The sequence below is a fragment of the Lysinibacillus telephonicus genome, from assembly GCF_039654155.1.
Classification (GTDB): Bacteria; Bacillota; Bacilli; order Bacillales_A; family Planococcaceae; genus Ureibacillus; species Ureibacillus telephonicus.
Genome location: NZ_CP155468.1, coordinates 3977772 through 3995285, shown reverse-complemented (window position 1 = coordinate 3995285; position 17514 = coordinate 3977772). Strand labels below are relative to the sequence as shown.

17 protein-coding genes and 1 riboswitch are annotated in these 17514 nt (G+C 38.0%); of the genes, 13 read left to right on the top strand and 4 right to left on the bottom strand.

The features are described 5' to 3' along the window. Nucleotides 1-9: 9 nt before the first annotated feature. From MKY04_RS19335 to MKY04_RS19320, 4 genes are all read right to left on the bottom strand, one after another. A complete protein-coding gene (locus tag MKY04_RS19335; RefSeq protein ID WP_126293872.1) occupies nucleotides 10-678 on the bottom strand; it encodes a PepSY domain-containing protein in 669 nt (222 codons plus the stop codon). Between the two features lie 101 nt (nucleotides 679-779). Then, the gene (locus MKY04_RS19330) at nucleotides 780-1571 is read right to left on the bottom strand and encodes a PepSY domain-containing protein (RefSeq protein ID WP_126293873.1); all 792 of its coding nucleotides are present in this window, start codon (nucleotides 1569-1571) and stop codon (nucleotides 780-782) included. Continuing rightward, nucleotides 1568-2938: a sensor histidine kinase gene (locus MKY04_RS19325; RefSeq protein ID WP_126293874.1), complete on the bottom strand. Its 1371-nt coding sequence runs from the start codon at nucleotides 2936-2938 to the stop codon at nucleotides 1568-1570. Before MKY04_RS19325 ends, MKY04_RS19330 begins: the two co-directional genes overlap by 4 nt. Then, nucleotides 2928-3644: a response regulator transcription factor gene (locus MKY04_RS19320; protein WP_126293875.1), complete on the bottom strand. Its 717-nt coding sequence runs from the start codon at nucleotides 3642-3644 to the stop codon at nucleotides 2928-2930. Before MKY04_RS19320 ends, MKY04_RS19325 begins: the two co-directional genes overlap by 11 nt. 200 nt (nucleotides 3645-3844) lie before the next feature. On the opposite strand from MKY04_RS19320, the gene MKY04_RS19315 reads away from it, so the two are divergent. The 13 genes from MKY04_RS19315 to purD all read left to right on the top strand — a co-directional run bounded on the left by MKY04_RS19315 (nucleotide 3845) and on the right by purD (nucleotide 17502). Beyond that, nucleotides 3845-4033: an NETI motif-containing protein gene (locus MKY04_RS19315; RefSeq protein ID WP_126293876.1), complete on the top strand. Its 189-nt coding sequence runs from the start codon at nucleotides 3845-3847 to the stop codon at nucleotides 4031-4033. A gap of 140 nt (nucleotides 4034-4173) precedes the next feature. Then, nucleotides 4174-4273: riboswitch (purine riboswitch) on the top strand. Between the two features lie 192 nt (nucleotides 4274-4465). Continuing rightward, entirely contained in the window at nucleotides 4466-4954 is a 489-nt protein-coding gene (purE, locus tag MKY04_RS19310) for a 5-(carboxyamino)imidazole ribonucleotide mutase (protein ID WP_126293877.1), read from the top strand. After that, the gene (purK, locus tag MKY04_RS19305) at nucleotides 4951-6075 is read left to right on the top strand and encodes a 5-(carboxyamino)imidazole ribonucleotide synthase (RefSeq protein ID WP_126293878.1); all 1125 of its coding nucleotides are present in this window, start codon (nucleotides 4951-4953) and stop codon (nucleotides 6073-6075) included. The genes purE and purK overlap by 4 nt, the downstream gene beginning before the upstream one ends. 14 nt (nucleotides 6076-6089) lie before the next feature. Beyond that, nucleotides 6090-7385, top strand: coding sequence for an adenylosuccinate lyase (purB, locus tag MKY04_RS19300; protein WP_126293879.1), 1296 nt, complete (start codon nucleotides 6090-6092; stop codon nucleotides 7383-7385). A gap of 77 nt (nucleotides 7386-7462) precedes the next feature. Beyond that, entirely contained in the window at nucleotides 7463-8173 is a 711-nt protein-coding gene (gene purC, locus MKY04_RS19295; protein ID WP_126293880.1) for a phosphoribosylaminoimidazolesuccinocarboxamide synthase, read from the top strand. Nucleotides 8174-8175: 2 nt separating this feature from the next. Then, nucleotides 8176-8424, top strand: coding sequence for a phosphoribosylformylglycinamidine synthase subunit PurS (purS, locus tag MKY04_RS19290; RefSeq protein ID WP_346234984.1), 249 nt, complete (start codon nucleotides 8176-8178; stop codon nucleotides 8422-8424). Nucleotides 8425-8426: 2 nt separating this feature from the next. Continuing rightward, nucleotides 8427-9107 (top strand): phosphoribosylformylglycinamidine synthase subunit PurQ, encoded by a 681-nt coding sequence (gene purQ, locus MKY04_RS19285; protein WP_126293882.1) that lies wholly within the window; start codon nucleotides 8427-8429, stop codon nucleotides 9105-9107. Further along, nucleotides 9097-11325: a phosphoribosylformylglycinamidine synthase subunit PurL gene (purL, locus tag MKY04_RS19280; RefSeq protein WP_346234983.1), complete on the top strand. Its 2229-nt coding sequence runs from the start codon at nucleotides 9097-9099 to the stop codon at nucleotides 11323-11325. Before purQ ends, purL begins: the two co-directional genes overlap by 11 nt. Then, on the top strand, nucleotides 11301-12725 hold the full coding sequence (gene purF, locus MKY04_RS19275) for an amidophosphoribosyltransferase (RefSeq protein WP_126293884.1): 1425 nt from the start codon (nucleotides 11301-11303) through the stop codon (nucleotides 12723-12725). Before purL ends, purF begins: the two co-directional genes overlap by 25 nt. A 126-nt stretch (nucleotides 12726-12851) precedes the next feature. Continuing rightward, the gene (gene purM, locus MKY04_RS19270) at nucleotides 12852-13907 is read left to right on the top strand and encodes a phosphoribosylformylglycinamidine cyclo-ligase (RefSeq protein ID WP_126293885.1); all 1056 of its coding nucleotides are present in this window, start codon (nucleotides 12852-12854) and stop codon (nucleotides 13905-13907) included. Continuing rightward, on the top strand, nucleotides 13907-14473 hold the full coding sequence (gene purN, locus MKY04_RS19265; protein WP_126293886.1) for a phosphoribosylglycinamide formyltransferase: 567 nt from the start codon (nucleotides 13907-13909) through the stop codon (nucleotides 14471-14473). Before purM ends, purN begins: the two co-directional genes overlap by 1 nt. Before the next feature lie 60 nt (nucleotides 14474-14533). Next, the gene (purH, locus tag MKY04_RS19260) at nucleotides 14534-16060 is read left to right on the top strand and encodes a bifunctional phosphoribosylaminoimidazolecarboxamide formyltransferase/IMP cyclohydrolase (protein ID WP_126293887.1); all 1527 of its coding nucleotides are present in this window, start codon (nucleotides 14534-14536) and stop codon (nucleotides 16058-16060) included. 185 nt (nucleotides 16061-16245) lie between these two features. Continuing rightward, nucleotides 16246-17502 carry a phosphoribosylamine--glycine ligase gene (gene purD, locus MKY04_RS19255; protein WP_346234982.1) on the top strand — a complete coding sequence of 419 codons (1257 nt, stop codon included), beginning with the start codon at nucleotides 16246-16248 and terminating at the stop codon, nucleotides 17500-17502. The last annotated feature ends 12 nt before the right edge of the window (nucleotides 17503-17514 follow it).

Below are 17514 nucleotides of genomic sequence, written 5' to 3'. Positions count from 1 at the left end.
TATATTAAATTAGTCATCATAACGATCATCATCGTCATCATCGTCATCGTCGTCATAGCGGTCGTCAAAATCATCATCGTCATCATCATCATAACGGTCATCATCATAACGATCGTCGTATAAATCGTCTAAGTCATCGTAACGGTCATCATCATAATAATAATCATCATCAAATCTTGGTTGAACTACAGATTTTTGAGTTGTTGAAGTTGTTGCACTTGATTTTTGGCTTGTATTTTCATTGCCAGCTGTAGCTTTCGAAGTTTGGCTAACTGTGCTATTCTTTGCAGAAGTTGAATCATCGCGATTATCATTTAAGCTAGCATCAGTAGTGTTGTTAATTAAAACTTGTTTATATGAAGCTTTAATAATATCGTCCTTCTCAAGTCGCTCTTTTCGTTTCTTTAATAATTCGCCTGTAAAAGCATCAAACTTCAAATCATATTCAGCATCTGAAGTAATTATTTCAACTTCGTAATAACTTCTTGTTCCTTCTCTTTCAAATTCAAAATCAGTAATTGTTCCATTTACCTCTGCCAGCGCTTTTTTTTCAATCTCACTTGCTGACAATTTTTTAGGGCTGTCTGCTGAACCAACAATATTTCCCCCTGCAACCGCAATAATACCACCAATTCCCATTACACCTAATAAAGCAGGTACTAAAATAACTTTTCTCATATTTTCACTCCTTAGTTATTTGATACCTCTATAGTAAGTGTGAAAAATTATAAGAATCGAAGAGGATGATTAGAAATTGATGAGAAATCCATTAATAATCTTTAATCATCATCATCGTTTTCATCGTTGTCCTCGTTTTCTTCAGCATCATCATCGCTTTCGTCGGAGTCATCATCATCCGAATCATAGTTTGGTGTTACGGATAAAACTTTACCTGAAACAGCATGTATTTGGAAAACTGCTTCATTATCTTCACCGTCAACTTCAACTAAGTAATATCCTCCATCGCTTGATTCTTTGTAAACGACATATTCAATAGATCCCCTTAGTTGTGAAAGGGCAATTTGCTTTGCTTTTTCGCTTGTAATAATGACTGGGTTATTTGATTCCGTTGCATTTTGTTCTTGGATCTTCTCTGAGAGAATTTCACCGGTTTGAGCATGTACGACTATTGTTTTAAGTGCTTGGTTGTCTGAAATTTCAACGATATATTGTTGTTTGTCATCTTGGTTTTGTAAAGTAATAGATTGAATTGTGCCTTTATTTAAGGACTTTATTAAAGCTCGAATCTCATCAATTGTCTTTAGACTTGCAGTTTGCTCAGTGTCAATTTCTTCACCTGTTTTATTTACTTTTAAAACAACGCCTGTCTCAGCATCCATTTGAAGGTTATATAGCTGATTGTTCCGTTTAATGGCCATATAAAAAATAGCATTTTTTTGTTCAAAGGATTCAATCGTTCCTCCATATAAAGACTCAACCTTTTGAGAAGCTTCCTGGATGGAAATTTCATCTGATTTAAAAAAGCGGTCTTGAATAAGCCAAATGACAAGTGCTGTTATTGCTAGCATTAAACTAACTAAAGAAATCATCCATTTTGTATAGGTCGTCATTTGCTATCCACCTCGCTGAAGTCATCGTTAATTGGTATAAGCAATGTAAAACAAGTGCCATAACCTACTTTACTCTCGACTTTTATTTCGATATCGAGGCGTTCAGCTAATTCTCTTGCGATCGCAAGACCTAAACCTGTACCGCCAGTTTTTCTGTTGCGGTCCTGATTGACGCGGTAAAATCGATCAAATAAATGTGGAAGCTGCTCTTTAGGAATTCCTACTCCAAAATCTTCGATAGCAACTGATATAAAGTGTTCATTTTTAGTTGCTGTTACAATAACTTTGTCATCGCTGTATTTACGTGCATTATCTAATAAAATGAAAAACAGCTGTTTTATTTTTTGTGAGTCTGTATAAGCAAAAAGATTTGAATCTCCATGTAATTCAAATTCTCTGCTATATGCTTGGTGCATTTGTAAAAGGGTATTTTCAAGCAGTTGTGAAAGATTAATCTTATCAATTGAAAGAGACATATTTTCTTTGTTTTTTGCTAATTCCAGCATTTGTACAATTAACTCATTCATTCGGGATGACTCATTTACAATTGCTTCCAGCGCTTCTTTTGCAACTTTTTCATTTGTAAACCCACGCCGCAATAATAGTTTCGAATAACTTTCTATAACAGTAAGCGGGGTCTTTAACTCATGTGATGCATTTGAAACGAACTGTTCTTGTTTTTTGTAGTTCGTTTCCAGAACTTCCATCATTCCATTAAATGTACGACCGATTTCAGCAAGCTCATCCTTTCCAACATCTACATGATCAATCTTTTCATAAGTACCGGTAGAACCGCTTTTTTTCATAGCTTCACTTAACCGTTCCAAAGGTTTTAAAATGATTCTACTTAGTGCCATATTTGATAGTAAAAGAGGGATTGCTGCTAAGACAGTAACCGCTACTAAGATTAGTTTCAACAATGATTGGTTCGCTGCCAGCTCGTCAAGTCGTTGAATAAGTTGCAGTTTAACAACATTTCCATCTATCCAAATTGCTGGCATCTCAGTCATAATAATAGGGGAACCATTTATTTCACTTTTTATATAAGACTCACCTTGTTTCATCTCTAACTGAATGTTTGCCATTGATAGAGAGGCTTCAACCGAAGTAATTTCTTCCCCGGCTTCATTTTTAACACGTACGGCTCCAGCGGTGGGCATATATGCACGTAAAATCATATTCGGATTTGTTTCTTCTGTAACTTGGTTTAACGCCGTTAAAAGCTCTTCACCGCGTGATTTCAGCTGCTTATATTCAGTATTAATAGAGAGTTGTTCATATAACAAATAAACGCCGATATTCATCAAAATTAATAAAATTAACATTAGCAACGTTGTAAAAAGATGAATCTTCGTTCTAAGTTTCATGAGTAGACACCTTTAAGACATAACCAACACCACGAACTGTTTGAATAATTGGCGTAGTGTTAGATGCCTCAAGCTTTTGACGAACGTATCTTATATAAACATCGACGACATTTGTATCTCCATAATAATCAAAGCCCCAGACAGCCTCTAAAATTTGATCTCTCGTTAATACTTGCTTTGGATGTTTTAATAAAAATAACAATAAATCATATTCCCGTGGAGTTAGTTCGACTGGCTTTTCAAAGTAAAGAACTTCGCGTGTATGCTCATGGATAGAGAGATTCCCATAGGAAATTAGATATTCGTCTTTTTGTTGGTTGATTTTGGCGGTTTCACGAGTCTTTGCAAAACGAATGGCAGAGCGTATTCTCGCGAGTAATTCATCAATTTCAAAAGGTTTTGTAACATAATCATTTGCCCCTAAATCGAGCCCCTTCACTTTATCCTCAACTTCGCTTTTTGCGGTCAATAAAATAACTGGTGTTGCTTGTTCTGTAGCGCGTATACGTTTCAGTACATCAAGACCGTTCATTTCTGGCAACATTAAATCGAGAAGAACTAAGTCAAAATCCCCTTCACGATACTTAATTAAACCTGCTGTTCCAGTATGTGCCACATCTGCAGCGTAACCTTCAAACTCTAATTCTAACTGTAAGACGCGGGCAATATTTTCTTCATCTTCAATAATTAAAATTCGATGCTCCATTTCAAATCAACTCGCATTTTTTATTTTCATTCTTTATAAGAAGATAATACATAAGCAACATTAAAAAATGATGAGGAATATTTCTCTTTTTCAAATAATTAATGAACTTTTTACTTATAATTCTCAGTTGCAAGTATTCCTCACTTTTCATTCTTGCCAATTCGTATTATAGTAGCTACAAATGATGAAAGGAATTTTCTATGGGTAAAAAACAAATTTGGTTTGAAGTGGAAGAAAATGAAACTATTGAAGAGTGTTTAGAACGAATGAAAAAAGCTGGTTATCAGCCGTGCGGACGTAAAGAAGAGCCGATTTTTCATCTAGTTGATGGAGAACCGACATACTTGCGTCAAAAAATCATGTTTAAAGGGATTCTAATAGAAGATTAAAGGTGATTCGACTCAAAAACCGAACATTTATGTTTTCTGAAAATTTATCGTTCGCATTTTACCATTGATTTTCTTCTCCTGCCTTGTTAAAATGTGAACAGGAAAACATTTAACATCTTAAGTTTAAATGACTATTCATTATAAAATATTAAGACCTCCCACATATATGCTAGAGAATATGGCTCTAGTGTCTCTACCCGACACCGTAAATGTTGGACTATGCGGGAAAGCAACTTTTGGCATGTGAAAGGTGTGTGAGTACGTACTTATGCGATTCACAACATTTTCTTACATAAAAATGTCCTCAAGTATTCTGCTTTCTTCGCAATAGAGAAAGTGGATTATTTGAGGACTTTTTTATGTGAATAGATTAGGAAATATAAGGTTCAATAAATTTACATCAAAACGTAAATGTTTGAAGGAGAGAAATAAATGAATCCAAAAATTGGTGTGATCATGGGAAGTTCAAGTGACTGGGAAACGATGAAATTTGCATGTGATATTTTAGATGAACTGCAAGTGCCGTATGAAAGACAAGTCGTTTCTGCACATCGTACGCCAGATCTTATGTTTGAATATGCGGAATCAGCACGTTCAAGAGGAATAGAAGTTATTATTGCAGGTGCAGGTGGAGCAGCTCATCTTCCAGGAATGGTTGCAGCTAAAACAACATTACCTGTAATTGGTGTGCCGGTTCAGTCAAAAGCATTAAATGGATTGGATTCATTATTATCAATCGTACAAATGCCTGGTGGTGTACCTGTAGCAACAGTGGCAATCGGCAAGGCTGGTGCAACAAATGCAGGTTTACTAGCGGCTCAAATTCTATCAATTAGTGATAGTGAACTAGCTAATAAGCTTGAAGAACGTCGAGAAATGATAAAGCAACAAGTGTTAGAAAGTACAGGTGACCTACTGTGACAAAAGTGATTTATCCTGGCCAAACGATTGGCATTATTGGCGGGGGGCAATTAGGTCGTATGATGGCCCTTGCTGCTAAAGAAGCTGGTTATAAAATTGCAGTACTTGAACCGTCTATGGACTCTCCATGCGGCCAAGTAGCAGACATAAGAATTGTAGCTCCTTATAATGATGACGCTGCATTAGAAGAATTAGCAGAAGTCAGCGATGTCATTACTTATGAGTTTGAAAATATAGATTATGAAGGTTTAAAGAGATTAACAGAGAAAGCTTACGTTCCACAAGGTGCGGAGCTAGTACGCATAACACAAAACCGTGTGACAGAAAAATCCGCGATTGAGAGCAGCGGCTGTCCAGTTGCTCCATATATAGTGGCTAATAATTATGAAGAATTAGTGAATCAGATTGAGAAAATTGGGTATCCATGTATTGTGAAAACAGCACGTGGTGGATATGATGGTAAGGGTCAACAACAATTAAATTCAAAAGAAGACTTGCCTCTTGCACAAAAGCTTTTGGAGCATTTTCAATGTGTTGCTGAAGGGTTTGTCCCATTTGAAAAGGAAATTTCCGTCATTGTTCAGCGTAATGGAAATGGTCAAAGCTATTGTCTTCCGGTTGGAGAAAATATTCATGTTCATCACATTTTACACGAAACGATTGTACCAGCCCGTATATCTGTTGAAACATATAACAAAGCGATAGAAGCTGCTAAAAAAATTGCAGATTATTTACAGCTTGTTGGTACGTTAGCAGTTGAAATGTTTGTGTTAAAAGATGGACAGATTATTATTAATGAACTAGCACCAAGACCACATAATTCTGGCCATTACTCTATTGAAGCTTGTAATGTATCACAATTTGCCCAGCATATACGTGCTGTTTGTGGTTGGCCGCTTCGCAAACCAAAACTATGGGCGCCATCGATTATGGTGAATTTGTTAGGGCAGCATGTCGTGCCATTAACAAACTCCATCACAAAATATCCTGATTGGTCAGTTCATCTTTATGGCAAAGCTGAAGCAAAAGTGAATCGTAAAATGGGTCACGTAACAGTAATGACGGAAAATATCGAGGAAACATTAGAACAAATAAAAAATTCCGGCATTTGGTCGGAATAAAAGGAGAAGGAAACATGATTGAACGTTACACACGTCCTGAAATGGGCGCAATTTGGACAGAAGAAAACAAATTTAAAGCTTGGTTAGAAGTTGAAATTTTAGCTTGTGAAGCTTGGGCTGAACTTGGTGAAATTCCAAAAGAAGACGTAGCATTACTTCGCCAAAACGCTTCATTCGATATTAACCGCATTTATGAAATCGAACAGGAAACTCGCCACGATGTAGTAGCATTTACTCGTGCGGTATCTGAAACTTTAGGCGAGGAACGCAAATGGGTTCATTACGGCTTAACATCAACTGACGTGGTAGACACAGCATTATCTTATTTAATCAAACAAGCAAACACGATTTTACGCAAAGATATTGTGAATTTCATCGATATTTTAACTGAAAAAGCGAAAGAACATAAATATACAGTAATGATGGGACGTACGCACGGTGTTCACGCTGAACCGACAACTTTCGGTTTGAAATTGGCACTATGGCGTGAAGAGATGAAGCGTAACTTAGAACGTTTCGATACGGCAGCAAAAGTAATCGAAACTGGGAAAATTTCAGGTGCGGTAGGAACTTACGCTAATATCGATCCATTCGTTGAACAATATGTTTGTGAAAAATTAGGACTAGCAGCAGCTCCAATCTCTACACAAACTTTACAACGTGACCGTCATGCACAATATTTCTCAACATTAGCATTAATCGCAACTTCAATTGAAAAATTTGCGACTGAAGTACGTGGTCTTCAAAAATCAGAAACTCGTGAAGTAGAAGAAGCCTTCGGTAAAGGTCAAAAAGGGTCTTCCGCTATGCCGCACAAACGTAATCCAATCGGTTCTGAGAACATGACTGGCATGGCACGATTAATCCGTGGATACATGTTAACGGCTTATGAAAACGTATCTTTATGGCATGAGCGTGATATTTCACATTCATCAGCAGAACGTGTCATTATTCCAGATGCAACAATAGCACTAAACTACATGTTAAACCGTTTCGGTAATATTGTGAAAAACCTAACAATATTCCCTGAGAATATGAAACGTAATATGGACCGTACTTTCGGTTTAATTTACTCACAACGTATTTTACTTGCGTTAATTGATAAAGGGCTGGCTCGTGAAGATGCTTACGATACAGTGCAGCCATTAACTGCTCGCGCTTGGGATGAACAAATTCAATTCCGTCCATTAGTAGAAGCGAATGAAAAAATCACTTCTTTATTAACTAAAGAAGAAATCGATGATTGCTTCGACTACAACTATCACATTAAAAATGTGGATATGATTTTTGAACGTCTTGGATTGAACTAATTTAAATTCTAATAAACATTCATCTCTCATCTAAATGGTGATGAGAGATGAATGCAAATTAATTGGAGGCTCACGTCATGAATAAAGGTCAGCTTTTATATGAAGGAAAAGCAAAACGTTTATATGCAACAGAACAAGAAGATATTTTGTTCGTTGAATATAAAAATAGTGCTACTGCATTTAATGGTGAGAAAAAAGCAGAAATTGAAGGAAAAGGCGTTCTTAACAATCGCATTACAACTTTAATTTTTGAAAAATTAAGAGAATATGGAATTGACTCACACTTTGTAGAAAGAATTTCAGAGCATGAACAACTTGTTCGTAAAGTAGACATTATTCCGATCGAAGTGGTTGTCCGCAACATTGCTGCTGGTAGTCTTGCGAAACGACTTGGGGTTGAAGAGGGGACTCCTTTAAAACGTACAATTGTAGAATTTTACTATAAAGATGATGCTCTTGGTGATCCATTCATCAATAACGATCATATCGACATTTTAGGCATTGCAACAAAAGAGGAAGTTCAATCTTTATATGAACTTGGTTTAAAGGTTAATAATGTACTTCAACCAATCTTTGAAGAAGTTGGAGTTATATTAGTAGACTTTAAGCTTGAATTTGGACGAGATAAAAATGGCAATATATTACTTGCTGATGAAATCTCACCTGACACTTGCCGCCTATGGGATGCAGAAACAAAACAAAAGCTAGATAAAGACGTGTTTCGTCGTGATTTAGGAAGTTTAACGCAAAGCTATGAAATCATTCTTGCTAGACTTGGAGGAAAATAGAAATGACTAAAGTTAAAATTTACGTTACATTACGCGAAAGTGTGTTAGATCCTCAAGGTTCTGCTGTACAGGACTCTTTGGCGAAAATTGGCTATAACGAAGTAAGTGATGTACGTATTGGTAAATATTTAGAGCTTCAAATCGGAGAAACAGAACGAGATATCGATACGTTAGTGAAAGAAATGTGTGAAAAACTTCTTACAAACACAGTGATTGAAGACTATCGTTACGAAGTCGAGGAGGCTAACTAATTATGAAATTCGCAGTACTCGTTTTCCCTGGGTCAAACTGTGACATCGATATGTATCATGCAATTAAGGATGAGCTAGGCGAAGAAGTTGAATACGTTTGGCATGATGCAACTGATTTAAGTGAATTCGATGGCATTTTAGTTCCTGGTGGTTTCTCTTATGGTGACTATTTACGTTGTGGTGCAATGGCTAACCAATCGAACGTAATGGCTGAAGTAAAAAAAGCTGCTGAAGCGGGAAAACCAGTTTTAGGCGTATGTAATGGATTCCAAATTTTAACGGAAGCAGGACTACTTCCAGGTGCCTTATTAAGAAATAAAAACTTAAAATTCATGTGCCGTACAGTTCAATTAAAAGTAGAAAATAATAATACTATTTTTACAAGCCAATATGAACAGGGGCAAATTATTAATATTCCAATCGCTCATGGTGAAGGTAACTATTTCTGTGACGAAGAAACATTAACTGCTTTAAAAGAAAACAATCAAATTGTTTTTACTTATTCAGGTGAAAATCCAAATGGCAGTCTTGAAGACATTGCAGGGATTGTTAATGAACGCGGAAATGTACTAGGCATGATGCCGCATCCAGAACGTGCAGTGGATGCATTGCTCGGCAGCAGCGATGGACTTGCACTATTTAAATCAATTGTAAAACAGTGGAGGGAATCACATGTCAGCTAAGAACGAACCAACAGCACAGCAAATTAAAGAACAAAAACTTTATGCTGGAATGGGAATGTCAGATGAAGAATTTGCGATGGTGGAAAAGATCTTAGGTCGTCTTCCAAACTGGACTGAAACAGGGTTGTTCTCTGTAATGTGGTCAGAACACTGTTCCTATAAAAATTCCAAGCCTGTATTACGTAAATTCCCTACAAAAGGTCCTCAGGTTCTTCAAGGTCCGGGTGAAGGGGCTGGGATTGTAGATATCGGTGATAAACAAGCAGTAGTATTCAAAATGGAGTCGCATAACCATCCATCTGCTATTGAGCCTTATCAAGGTGCAGCAACTGGGGTAGGTGGAATTATTCGCGACGTTTTCTCAATGGGTGCTCGTCCAATTGCGATGTTAAACTCTCTTCGCTTTGGAGAGCTGCAAACAGAGCGCGGTAAATATTTATTTGAAGAAGTTGTTGCAGGTATCGCCGGCTATGGAAACTGCATTGGTATTCCAACAGTAGGGGGAGAAATTCAATTTGACCCTTGTTATGAAGGAAACCCACTTGTTAACGCCATGTGTGTCGGCTTAATCGATCATAAGGATATTCAACGTGGTATTGCAGCAGGTGTCGGCAATACAGTGATGTACGTTGGTGCTAAAACAGGTCGTGACGGGATTCACGGAGCAACATTCGCCTCCGAAGAACTGTCAGAAGCTTCTGAAGAAAAACGTCCAGCAGTTCAAGTAGGGGATCCATTTATGGAGAAACTTTTACTTGAAGCTTGTTTAGAAGTTGTAAAATCTGATGCACTTGTCGGCATTCAAGATATGGGGGCTGCAGGACTTACATCATCTTCAGCAGAAATGGCATCAAAAGCGGGTTCTGGTGTAGAAATGAACTTAGACTTAGTACCTCAACGCGAAACAGGTATGACAGCTTACGAAATGATGTTATCTGAGTCACAAGAACGTATGCTGCTTGTTGTAAAAAAAGGGCGTGAAGATGAAATTAAAGCAATCTTCGATAAATATGGCCTAGATGCAGTAGCTATTGGTCGCGTAACAGACGATAAAATGCTTCGTTTGCTACACAAAGGTGAAGTAGTTGCAGAGGTTCCTGCTGATGCACTAGCAGAAGATGCTCCTGTTTACCATAAACCATCAAAAGAGCCTGCTTATTTCGCAGAGTTCCAAGCGGTTGAAAATAGTGAACCGGAAGTTGCAGATTTAAAAGAAACTTTAAAATTATTACTGCAAGCGCCAACTGTTGCTTCAAAAGAATGGGTATATGATCAATACGATTACCAAGTTCGTACAAATACTGTTGTAGCTCCAGGTTCTGATGCAGCTGTATTACGTGTACGCGGTACAAATAAAGGTCTTGCAATGACAACTGACTGTAATTCACGTTATATATATTTAGACCCTGAGACAGGCGGGAAAATCGCAGTAGCAGAAGCAGCTCGCAACATCGTGGCATCTGGCGGACAGCCTCTTGCTATTACAGACTGCTTAAACTTCGGTAACCCAGAAAAACCAGAGATTTTCTGGCAAATTGAAAAATCAGCTGACGGTATCGCGGCTGCATGTACTGCATTAAATTCACCAGTTATCGGTGGCAACGTATCACTTTACAATGAACGTTCGGGTGAAGCGGTATATCCAACACCGACAATTGGGATGGTTGGTTTAGTAGAAGACTTAACACATGTGACAACACAACAATTAAAACAAGCTGGAGACATCGTTTATTTAGTCGGTGATACAGCAAATGAGTTCGGTGGCTCTGAACTTCAAAAATTAGTGTATGGAAAAATCTTTGGTAAAGCTCCTCACATCGATTTAGAAGTTGAGGCGTCTCGTCAAACTGCAATCTTAACTGCAATTCGTAAAGGGCTTATTCAATCGGCGCATGACGTTTCAGAAGGCGGGGTAGCCGTTGCACTTGCTGAAAAAACTTTTGCTGCTGAAGGCTTAGGTGTATTTGTAACTCTTGATGGCTCGGCTGTCACAGTGTTATTCAGCGAATCTCAATCTCGTTTTATCATTACGGTTAAAGAAGAAAATGCTGCTGCATTTGAAGAAATCGTATCAGATGCGAAGAAAATCGGTATTGTAACAGATGATGGAAAAATCACAATCAACGGTAATACTGGCATTCTTGTAGAAGGTACAGTGGAGGAATTCCGTTCTGCTTGGAAAGGAGCAATCCCATGCTTGGTGAAATCAGAGGCTTAAATGAAGAATGCGGAGTTTTTGGAATATGGGGGCATTCTGAATCAGCACAATTAAGCTACTATGGTCTTCATGCACTTCAACATCGTGGTCAAGAAGGAGCTGGTATCGTCGTAACAGACGGTGAAGCTTTGCGCGCGGTTAAAGGCGAAGGACTAGTTAATGATGTTTTTAGTGAAGAAAATTTAAAATCTGCAAAAGGTCAAGCAGCAATCGCTCATGTTCGCTATACAACAGCTGGTGGAGGCGGAATTGAAAACGTACAACCGTTGCTTTTCCGTTCTTCGACTGGCAGTATGGCAATTGCTCATAATGGAAATTTAGTAAATGCCAATCATTTAAAACAGCATTTAGAACGTTCGGGGAGCATTTTTCATTCTTCTTCCGATACAGAGGTAGTTGTACATTTAATTAAGAAAAGTAAAAAGCCTGGTTTCCGTGCTCAAGTGAAAGAAGCTCTTTCATTACTAAAAGGCGCCTTTTCATTTTTAATACTTACAAAGGATTGTATCATGGTTGCGCGTGACCGCAACGGGTTGCGTCCTTTATCTCTCGGCAAGCTAGATGATGCTTGGGTTGTTGCTTCTGAAACTTGTGCATTTGATTTAATCGGTGCAGAATTTGTCCGTGAAGTTGAACCTGGTGAACTATTAATCATTTCAGATAAAGGTATTGAAGAAGATCGATTTGTAGAAATGGAACAACGTGCAATGTGTGCAATGGAGTATGTTTATTTTGCGCGTCCTGATTCTAATATCGACCAAATTAATATCCATATGACTCGTAAACGTATGGGGAAAAGACTTGCACAAGAGTGTGCTTGGCTGGAAGCAGATGTAGTAACAGGAGTTCCAGACTCATCTATTTCAGCGGCGATTGGTTTTGCTGAGGAAAGCGGCATCCCATATGAACTTGGACTGATTAAAAACCGATACACAGGCCGTACATTCATTCAACCTACACAAGAGCTTCGTGAACGCGGTGTTAAGATGAAGCTTTCACCGGTTGTTCAAGTTGTAAAGGGAAAGCGCGTTGTCATGGTAGATGATTCAATCGTACGCGGAACGACATCTAAACGTATCGTAAACATGTTAAAAGAAGCAGGAGCAACTGAGGTGCATGTAGTAATTTCATCGCCGCCAATGAAAAATCCTTGCTTCTATGGAATTGATACATCTACACATGAAGAATTAATTGCTTCAAGTAAAAATGTGGAAGAAATTTGTGAAGCAATCGGTGCAGATTCATTGACCTTCCTTTCAGTTGAGGGCTTAGTAGAAGCAACGGCCCGTCCATTTGATGATGAAAATCGCGGTCTTTGCATGGCTTGTTTTACTGGCGATTATCCTACAGAAATTTTCTCAGATACAGTCTTACCACATGAAAAAGAAGTAGTTAGATAAGACTTAATAACACAATCTTATCTTCCGCCTCCGACGTAGTCATATAATTTCTGTCGTAATTTATGACCGAAATAAAGACACAGTTTCGTCGGGGGCGCAATTGATTATCTAAGGAGGATATTAAAATTGTCAAAAGCATATGAGCAAGCAGGCGTAAATATAGAAGCTGGATACGAAGCAGTAAAACGTATGAAATCACATGTTGAACGTACAAATCGTTTGGGTGTGATGGGGACGTTTGGCGGCTTCGGAGGCATGTTTGACTTGTCCTCTTTAAACTTAAAAGAGCCTGTTCTAATTTCAGGTACAGATGGTGTTGGGACAAAATTAAAACTTGCATTTATGGTTGATAAACACGATACAATTGGTGTGGATTGTGTTGCAATGTGTGTAAACGATATCGTTGCACAGGGTGCAGAACCGTTATATTTTCTAGATTATGTTGCTCTTGGCAAAGCTGAGCCTGCGAAAATCGAGCAAATTGTAAAAGGAGTAGCAGATGGCTGCGTACAAGCTGGTGCTGCATTAATCGGTGGAGAAACAGCAGAAATGCCAGGACTTTATGATGAAGATGAGTATGATCTAGCTGGTTTTGCCGTTGGTGCTGTAGAAAAATCAAATGTTGTAACTGGTGAAAAGATTGTTGAAGGTGATGTTCTTATTGGTCTTTCGTCCAGCGGTGTACATTCAAATGGCTATTCTTTAGTTCGTAAAATCGTATTTGCAGATAACAGTTTAGCTGTAGATGAAGTTGTAGAAGGTTATGAAGATCTTGGTCCGATAGGGGAAGCTCTTCTTACACCGACAAAAATTTATGCAAAGCCTGTCCTTGAAATGCTCAAACAAGCAGAAATTCATGGGATGGCACACGTTACCGGCGGAGGTTTTTATGAAAATCTGCCACGTATGATGCCAGCAGGTTCAGCTACTGAAATTGACTTAGGATCTTGGCCGGTTCTTCGCATCTTTGAATTTTTAAAAGATAAAGGAGAGCTTGCTGACAAAGATTTATATAATGTGTTCAATATGGGAATTGGCTATGTACTTTCTGTACCTGCATCTGAAGCTGACAAAGTAATTGGGATTGCTGAAAAAAATGGTGAAAAAGCATACAAAATAGGTCGTGTAGTAAAAGGTGAAGGTGTAATATTTAATGGTGAACATGACGGGAGTTTAAAGTAATGACAACGAAAATCGCTGTGTTTGCTTCAGGAAGCGGAAGCAACTTCCAAGCAATTCAAGAGGCAATCTTGAATGGTAAATTAAATGCTGTAATTGAGCTCGTCGTAACAGACAAACCAAATGCATTTGTTATAAAACGGGCTGAAAACTTTAATATTCCAGTGTTTACATTTACACCTAAATCTTATGAATCAAAAGCGGCATATGAGCAAGAGATTGTGAATGTTTTACTAGAAAAAGAGGTTGAATGGATTGTTCTCGCGGGGTATATGCGTTTAATTGGGGGAACATTACTTTCAGCTTTTGCTAATCGAATTGTTAACATTCATCCCTCGCTTTTACCATCATTTCCAGGTAAGGATGCCATTGGACAAGCAATGGATCACGGAGTGAAAATTACAGGAGTAACAGTTCATTTTGTTGATGAAGGTATGGATACGGGGACAATTTTGGCTCAAGCCGCGGTTGAAGTAGTTGACGGAAATAGGGCAGCAACAGAAGAACGTATTCATATGATCGAACATGAACTTTATACAAAGACATTATCACGATTATTTGAAAAATAGATATGGATGAAGAACATTTTAGGAGTATTCATTCTAATTAGTATATTGGAGGTCTTTTTCGTGACGAAACGTGCACTTATTAGTGTTTCAAACAAAGAAGGTATTTTAGAATTTGCAAAGGAATTAGCAGCATTAGATTATGAAATTTTATCGACAGGCGGTACGAAAAAAATGTTGCAAGACAACAATGTTCCTGTAACAGCTGTTGATGAAGTAACAAAATTTCCTGAAATTCTTGATGGACGTGTAAAAACATTGAATCCAATGATTCATGGAGGTCTTTTAGGAAAGTTTGACGATCCTTCACATCAAGCTCAAATGAATGAGCATGGCATTGAGCCAATTGAAATTGTTTGTGTAAATCTTTATCCGTTTGTAGAAACAATTTCAAAACCAAATGTAACATGGGATGATGCAATCGAAAACATCGATATCGGCGGTCCAACTATGCTGCGTTCTGCTGCCAAAAACCATCAGTATGTAACGGTTATTGTCGATTCTAACGATTATTGCCAAGTTCTCGAAGAATTAAAAGCACAGGGTTCAACTACAATTGAAACACGTCGTCGTCTCGCTGCAAAAGTATTCCGACATACAGCGGCATATGATTCTTACATTTCAAATTATCTAACAGAAGAAGAGTTCCCTGAGAATTTAACGATGACATATGAGCTAAAACAAACTTTACGTTACGGTGAAAATCCACATCAAAAAGCTGCATTCTATCAAAAACGTTTAGGTTCAGATTTCTCATTGGCATTTGCAACTCAATTGCATGGGAAAGAATTATCTTACAACAATATTCAAGATGGCAATGCTGCACTTCAAATCGTGAAAGAATTTGACATGCCAGCTGCCGTTGCAGTAAAGCATATGAATCCGTGTGGGGTAGGAACTGGTGCTGGCATCGAAGAAGCATTCGATAAAGCTTACGAAGCAGATCCGACTTCTATTTTTGGCGGCATTATTGCCTTAAATCGCGAAGTAGACTTAGCTACTGCTAAAAAATTAAGTGATATTTTCTTAGAAATTATTATTGCACCTTCTTTCACTGAGGAAGCATTAGAAATTTTAACGAAAAAGAAAAATATTCGTTTAATGACAATCAACTTCTCACAAGAAAAACAAGATCAATTTAAAATGGTTTCAGTTGAAGGTGGTCTTTTAGTTCAAGAAGATGATAAATTTGGCTTTGCTGATGCTGACATTAAAGTGGCAACTGATCGTGAACCAACAGAAGAAGAATGGAAAGCATTGAAGCTTGGCTGGGCAGTAGTAAAACATGTAAAATCAAATGCGATTGTTGTAACTGATACACAAATGACTTTAGGTGTCGGCGCAGGTCAAATGAACCGTGTTGGGGCAGCTAAAATTGCATTAGAACAAGCTGGAGAAAAAGCAAAAGGTGCTGTGCTTGCATCGGATGCATTCTTCCCAATGAGTGATACTGTAGAAACTGCAGCAGCAGCTGGCATCACAGCAATTATTCAGCCAGGCGGATCCATAAAAGACCAAGATTCAATTGATAAAGCAAATGAGTATGGTATTGCTATGGTATTTACAGGTGTGCGTCATTTTAAACATTAATCTTAATATTAAGTTTACATTTTCACATATGTGCAGGAAATCGCACATAAACCTGAGAGAATCGCACATAATTTGGTGAAAACCGCACATAAAGCCAAGAAACTCGCACATAAACATGTCAAACTCGCTCATAAACTAAAACTCGAAAAGAGAAATGAAAAACCCAACAGGAGGGCTTTAATAAAATGAACATCCTTGTAATCGGCAGTGGCGGTCGTGAACATGCTATTGCTAAGAAGTTCAATGATTCTCCATCCGTTGAAAAAGTATTCGTTGCTCCAGGAAATGATGGAATGCGTACGATTGCTCAAGTTGTTCCAATTGATGCGATGGATTTTGCTGGATTAGCCCAATTTGCAAAAGAAAATGAAATTGATTTAACATTTGTCGGACCAGAACAACCATTAGCGGCAGGAATTGTTGATTTCTTCCAAGCTCGTTCTTTATCGATTTTCGGACCTACAAAAGCCGCAGCACAAATCGAGGGCAGTAAATCATACGCAAAAGAAATAATGAAGAAATACAATATTCCTACAGCAGCATATGAAACATTCACTGATGCGGAAAAAGCAATCCAATATGTAAAGCAACAAGGTGCACCGATTGTTGTAAAAGCTGATGGATTAGCAGCAGGCAAAGGTGTTATTGTTGCGATGACTGAACAAGAAGCTTGCGACGCCATTAAAGATATGATTGGCAATCAACGTTTTGGCGAATCGTCTTCTCGAGTTGTAATCGAGGAATTTTTAGATGGTGAGGAATTCTCCTTTATGTCGTTTGTTCATAAGGGGCAAATCTACCCAATGGTGATCGCACAAGACCACAAGCGCGCTTATGATGGTGATAAAGGGCCGAATACAGGAGGAATGGGAGCATATTCTCCTGTACCGCAAATCCCTCAAGAATTAGTTTCCCGTGCTTACATTGAAATCGTAGAGCCGACAGTAAAAGCGATGGAAGAAGAGGGAGTTTCCTTTACAGGAATTTTATATGCAGGCTTAATTTTAACAAACCAAGGACCAAAAGTAATTGAGTTTAATGCCCGTTTTGGCGACCCAGAAACACAAGTGGTTTTACCTAGAATGACTTCTGATTTTGGTTTATTTATGAAAGCTTTAATGGAAGAAAAATACTTTGATTTACAATGGTCCAATGAAGCGATGTTAGGTGTTGTAATTGCAGCGGATGGTTATCCAGGGGATGTTGAAAAAGGAAATCCTCTACCGGATTTGAACGAGTTAACTGAAACCTATGAAGTATATCACGCTGGAACAAAACTAGTTGATGGGAACTTTGTCGGCAACGGTGGCCGTGTTTTATTAGTTGCTGCTAAAGCAGAGAACTTAAAAGAAGCACAAGAAAAAGTTTATGCTGGTATCGAAAAAGTGAAGTGGGATAATTTCTTTTATCGAAAAGATATTGGTTGGAGAACTTTTCAATAAATAATTAAATGG

Bases quoted from the DNA above. Each gene is read 5' to 3' on its own strand.
- MKY04_RS19320 (WP_126293875.1), bottom strand. From the start codon at position 3,644: ATGGAGCATCGAATTTTAATTATTGAAGATGAAGAAAATATTGCCCGC.
- purS (WP_346234984.1), top strand. From the start codon at position 8,176: ATGACTAAAGTTAAAATTTACGTTACATTACGCGAAAGTGTGTTAGAT.
- purN (WP_126293886.1), top strand. From the start codon at position 13,907: ATGACAACGAAAATCGCTGTGTTTGCTTCAGGAAGCGGAAGCAACTTC.
- MKY04_RS19335 (WP_126293872.1), bottom strand. From the start codon at position 678: ATGAGAAAAGTTATTTTAGTACCTGCTTTATTAGGTGTAATGGGAATT.
- purB (WP_126293879.1), top strand. From the start codon at position 6,090: ATGATTGAACGTTACACACGTCCTGAAATGGGCGCAATTTGGACAGAA.
- purF (WP_126293884.1), top strand. From the start codon at position 11,301: ATGCTTGGTGAAATCAGAGGCTTAAATGAAGAATGCGGAGTTTTTGGA.
- purL (WP_346234983.1), top strand. From the start codon at position 9,097: ATGTCAGCTAAGAACGAACCAACAGCACAGCAAATTAAAGAACAAAAA.
- MKY04_RS19325 (WP_126293874.1), bottom strand. From the start codon at position 2,938: ATGAAACTTAGAACGAAGATTCATCTTTTTACAACGTTGCTAATGTTA.
- purQ (WP_126293882.1), top strand. From the start codon at position 8,427: ATGAAATTCGCAGTACTCGTTTTCCCTGGGTCAAACTGTGACATCGAT.
- MKY04_RS19315 (WP_126293876.1), top strand. From the start codon at position 3,845: ATGGGTAAAAAACAAATTTGGTTTGAAGTGGAAGAAAATGAAACTATT.
- MKY04_RS19330 (WP_126293873.1), bottom strand. From the start codon at position 1,571: ATGACGACCTATACAAAATGGATGATTTCTTTAGTTAGTTTAATGCTA.
- purC (WP_126293880.1), top strand. From the start codon at position 7,463: ATGAATAAAGGTCAGCTTTTATATGAAGGAAAAGCAAAACGTTTATAT.
- purE (WP_126293877.1), top strand. From the start codon at position 4,466: ATGAATCCAAAAATTGGTGTGATCATGGGAAGTTCAAGTGACTGGGAA.
- purD (WP_346234982.1), top strand. From the start codon at position 16,246: ATGAACATCCTTGTAATCGGCAGTGGCGGTCGTGAACATGCTATTGCT.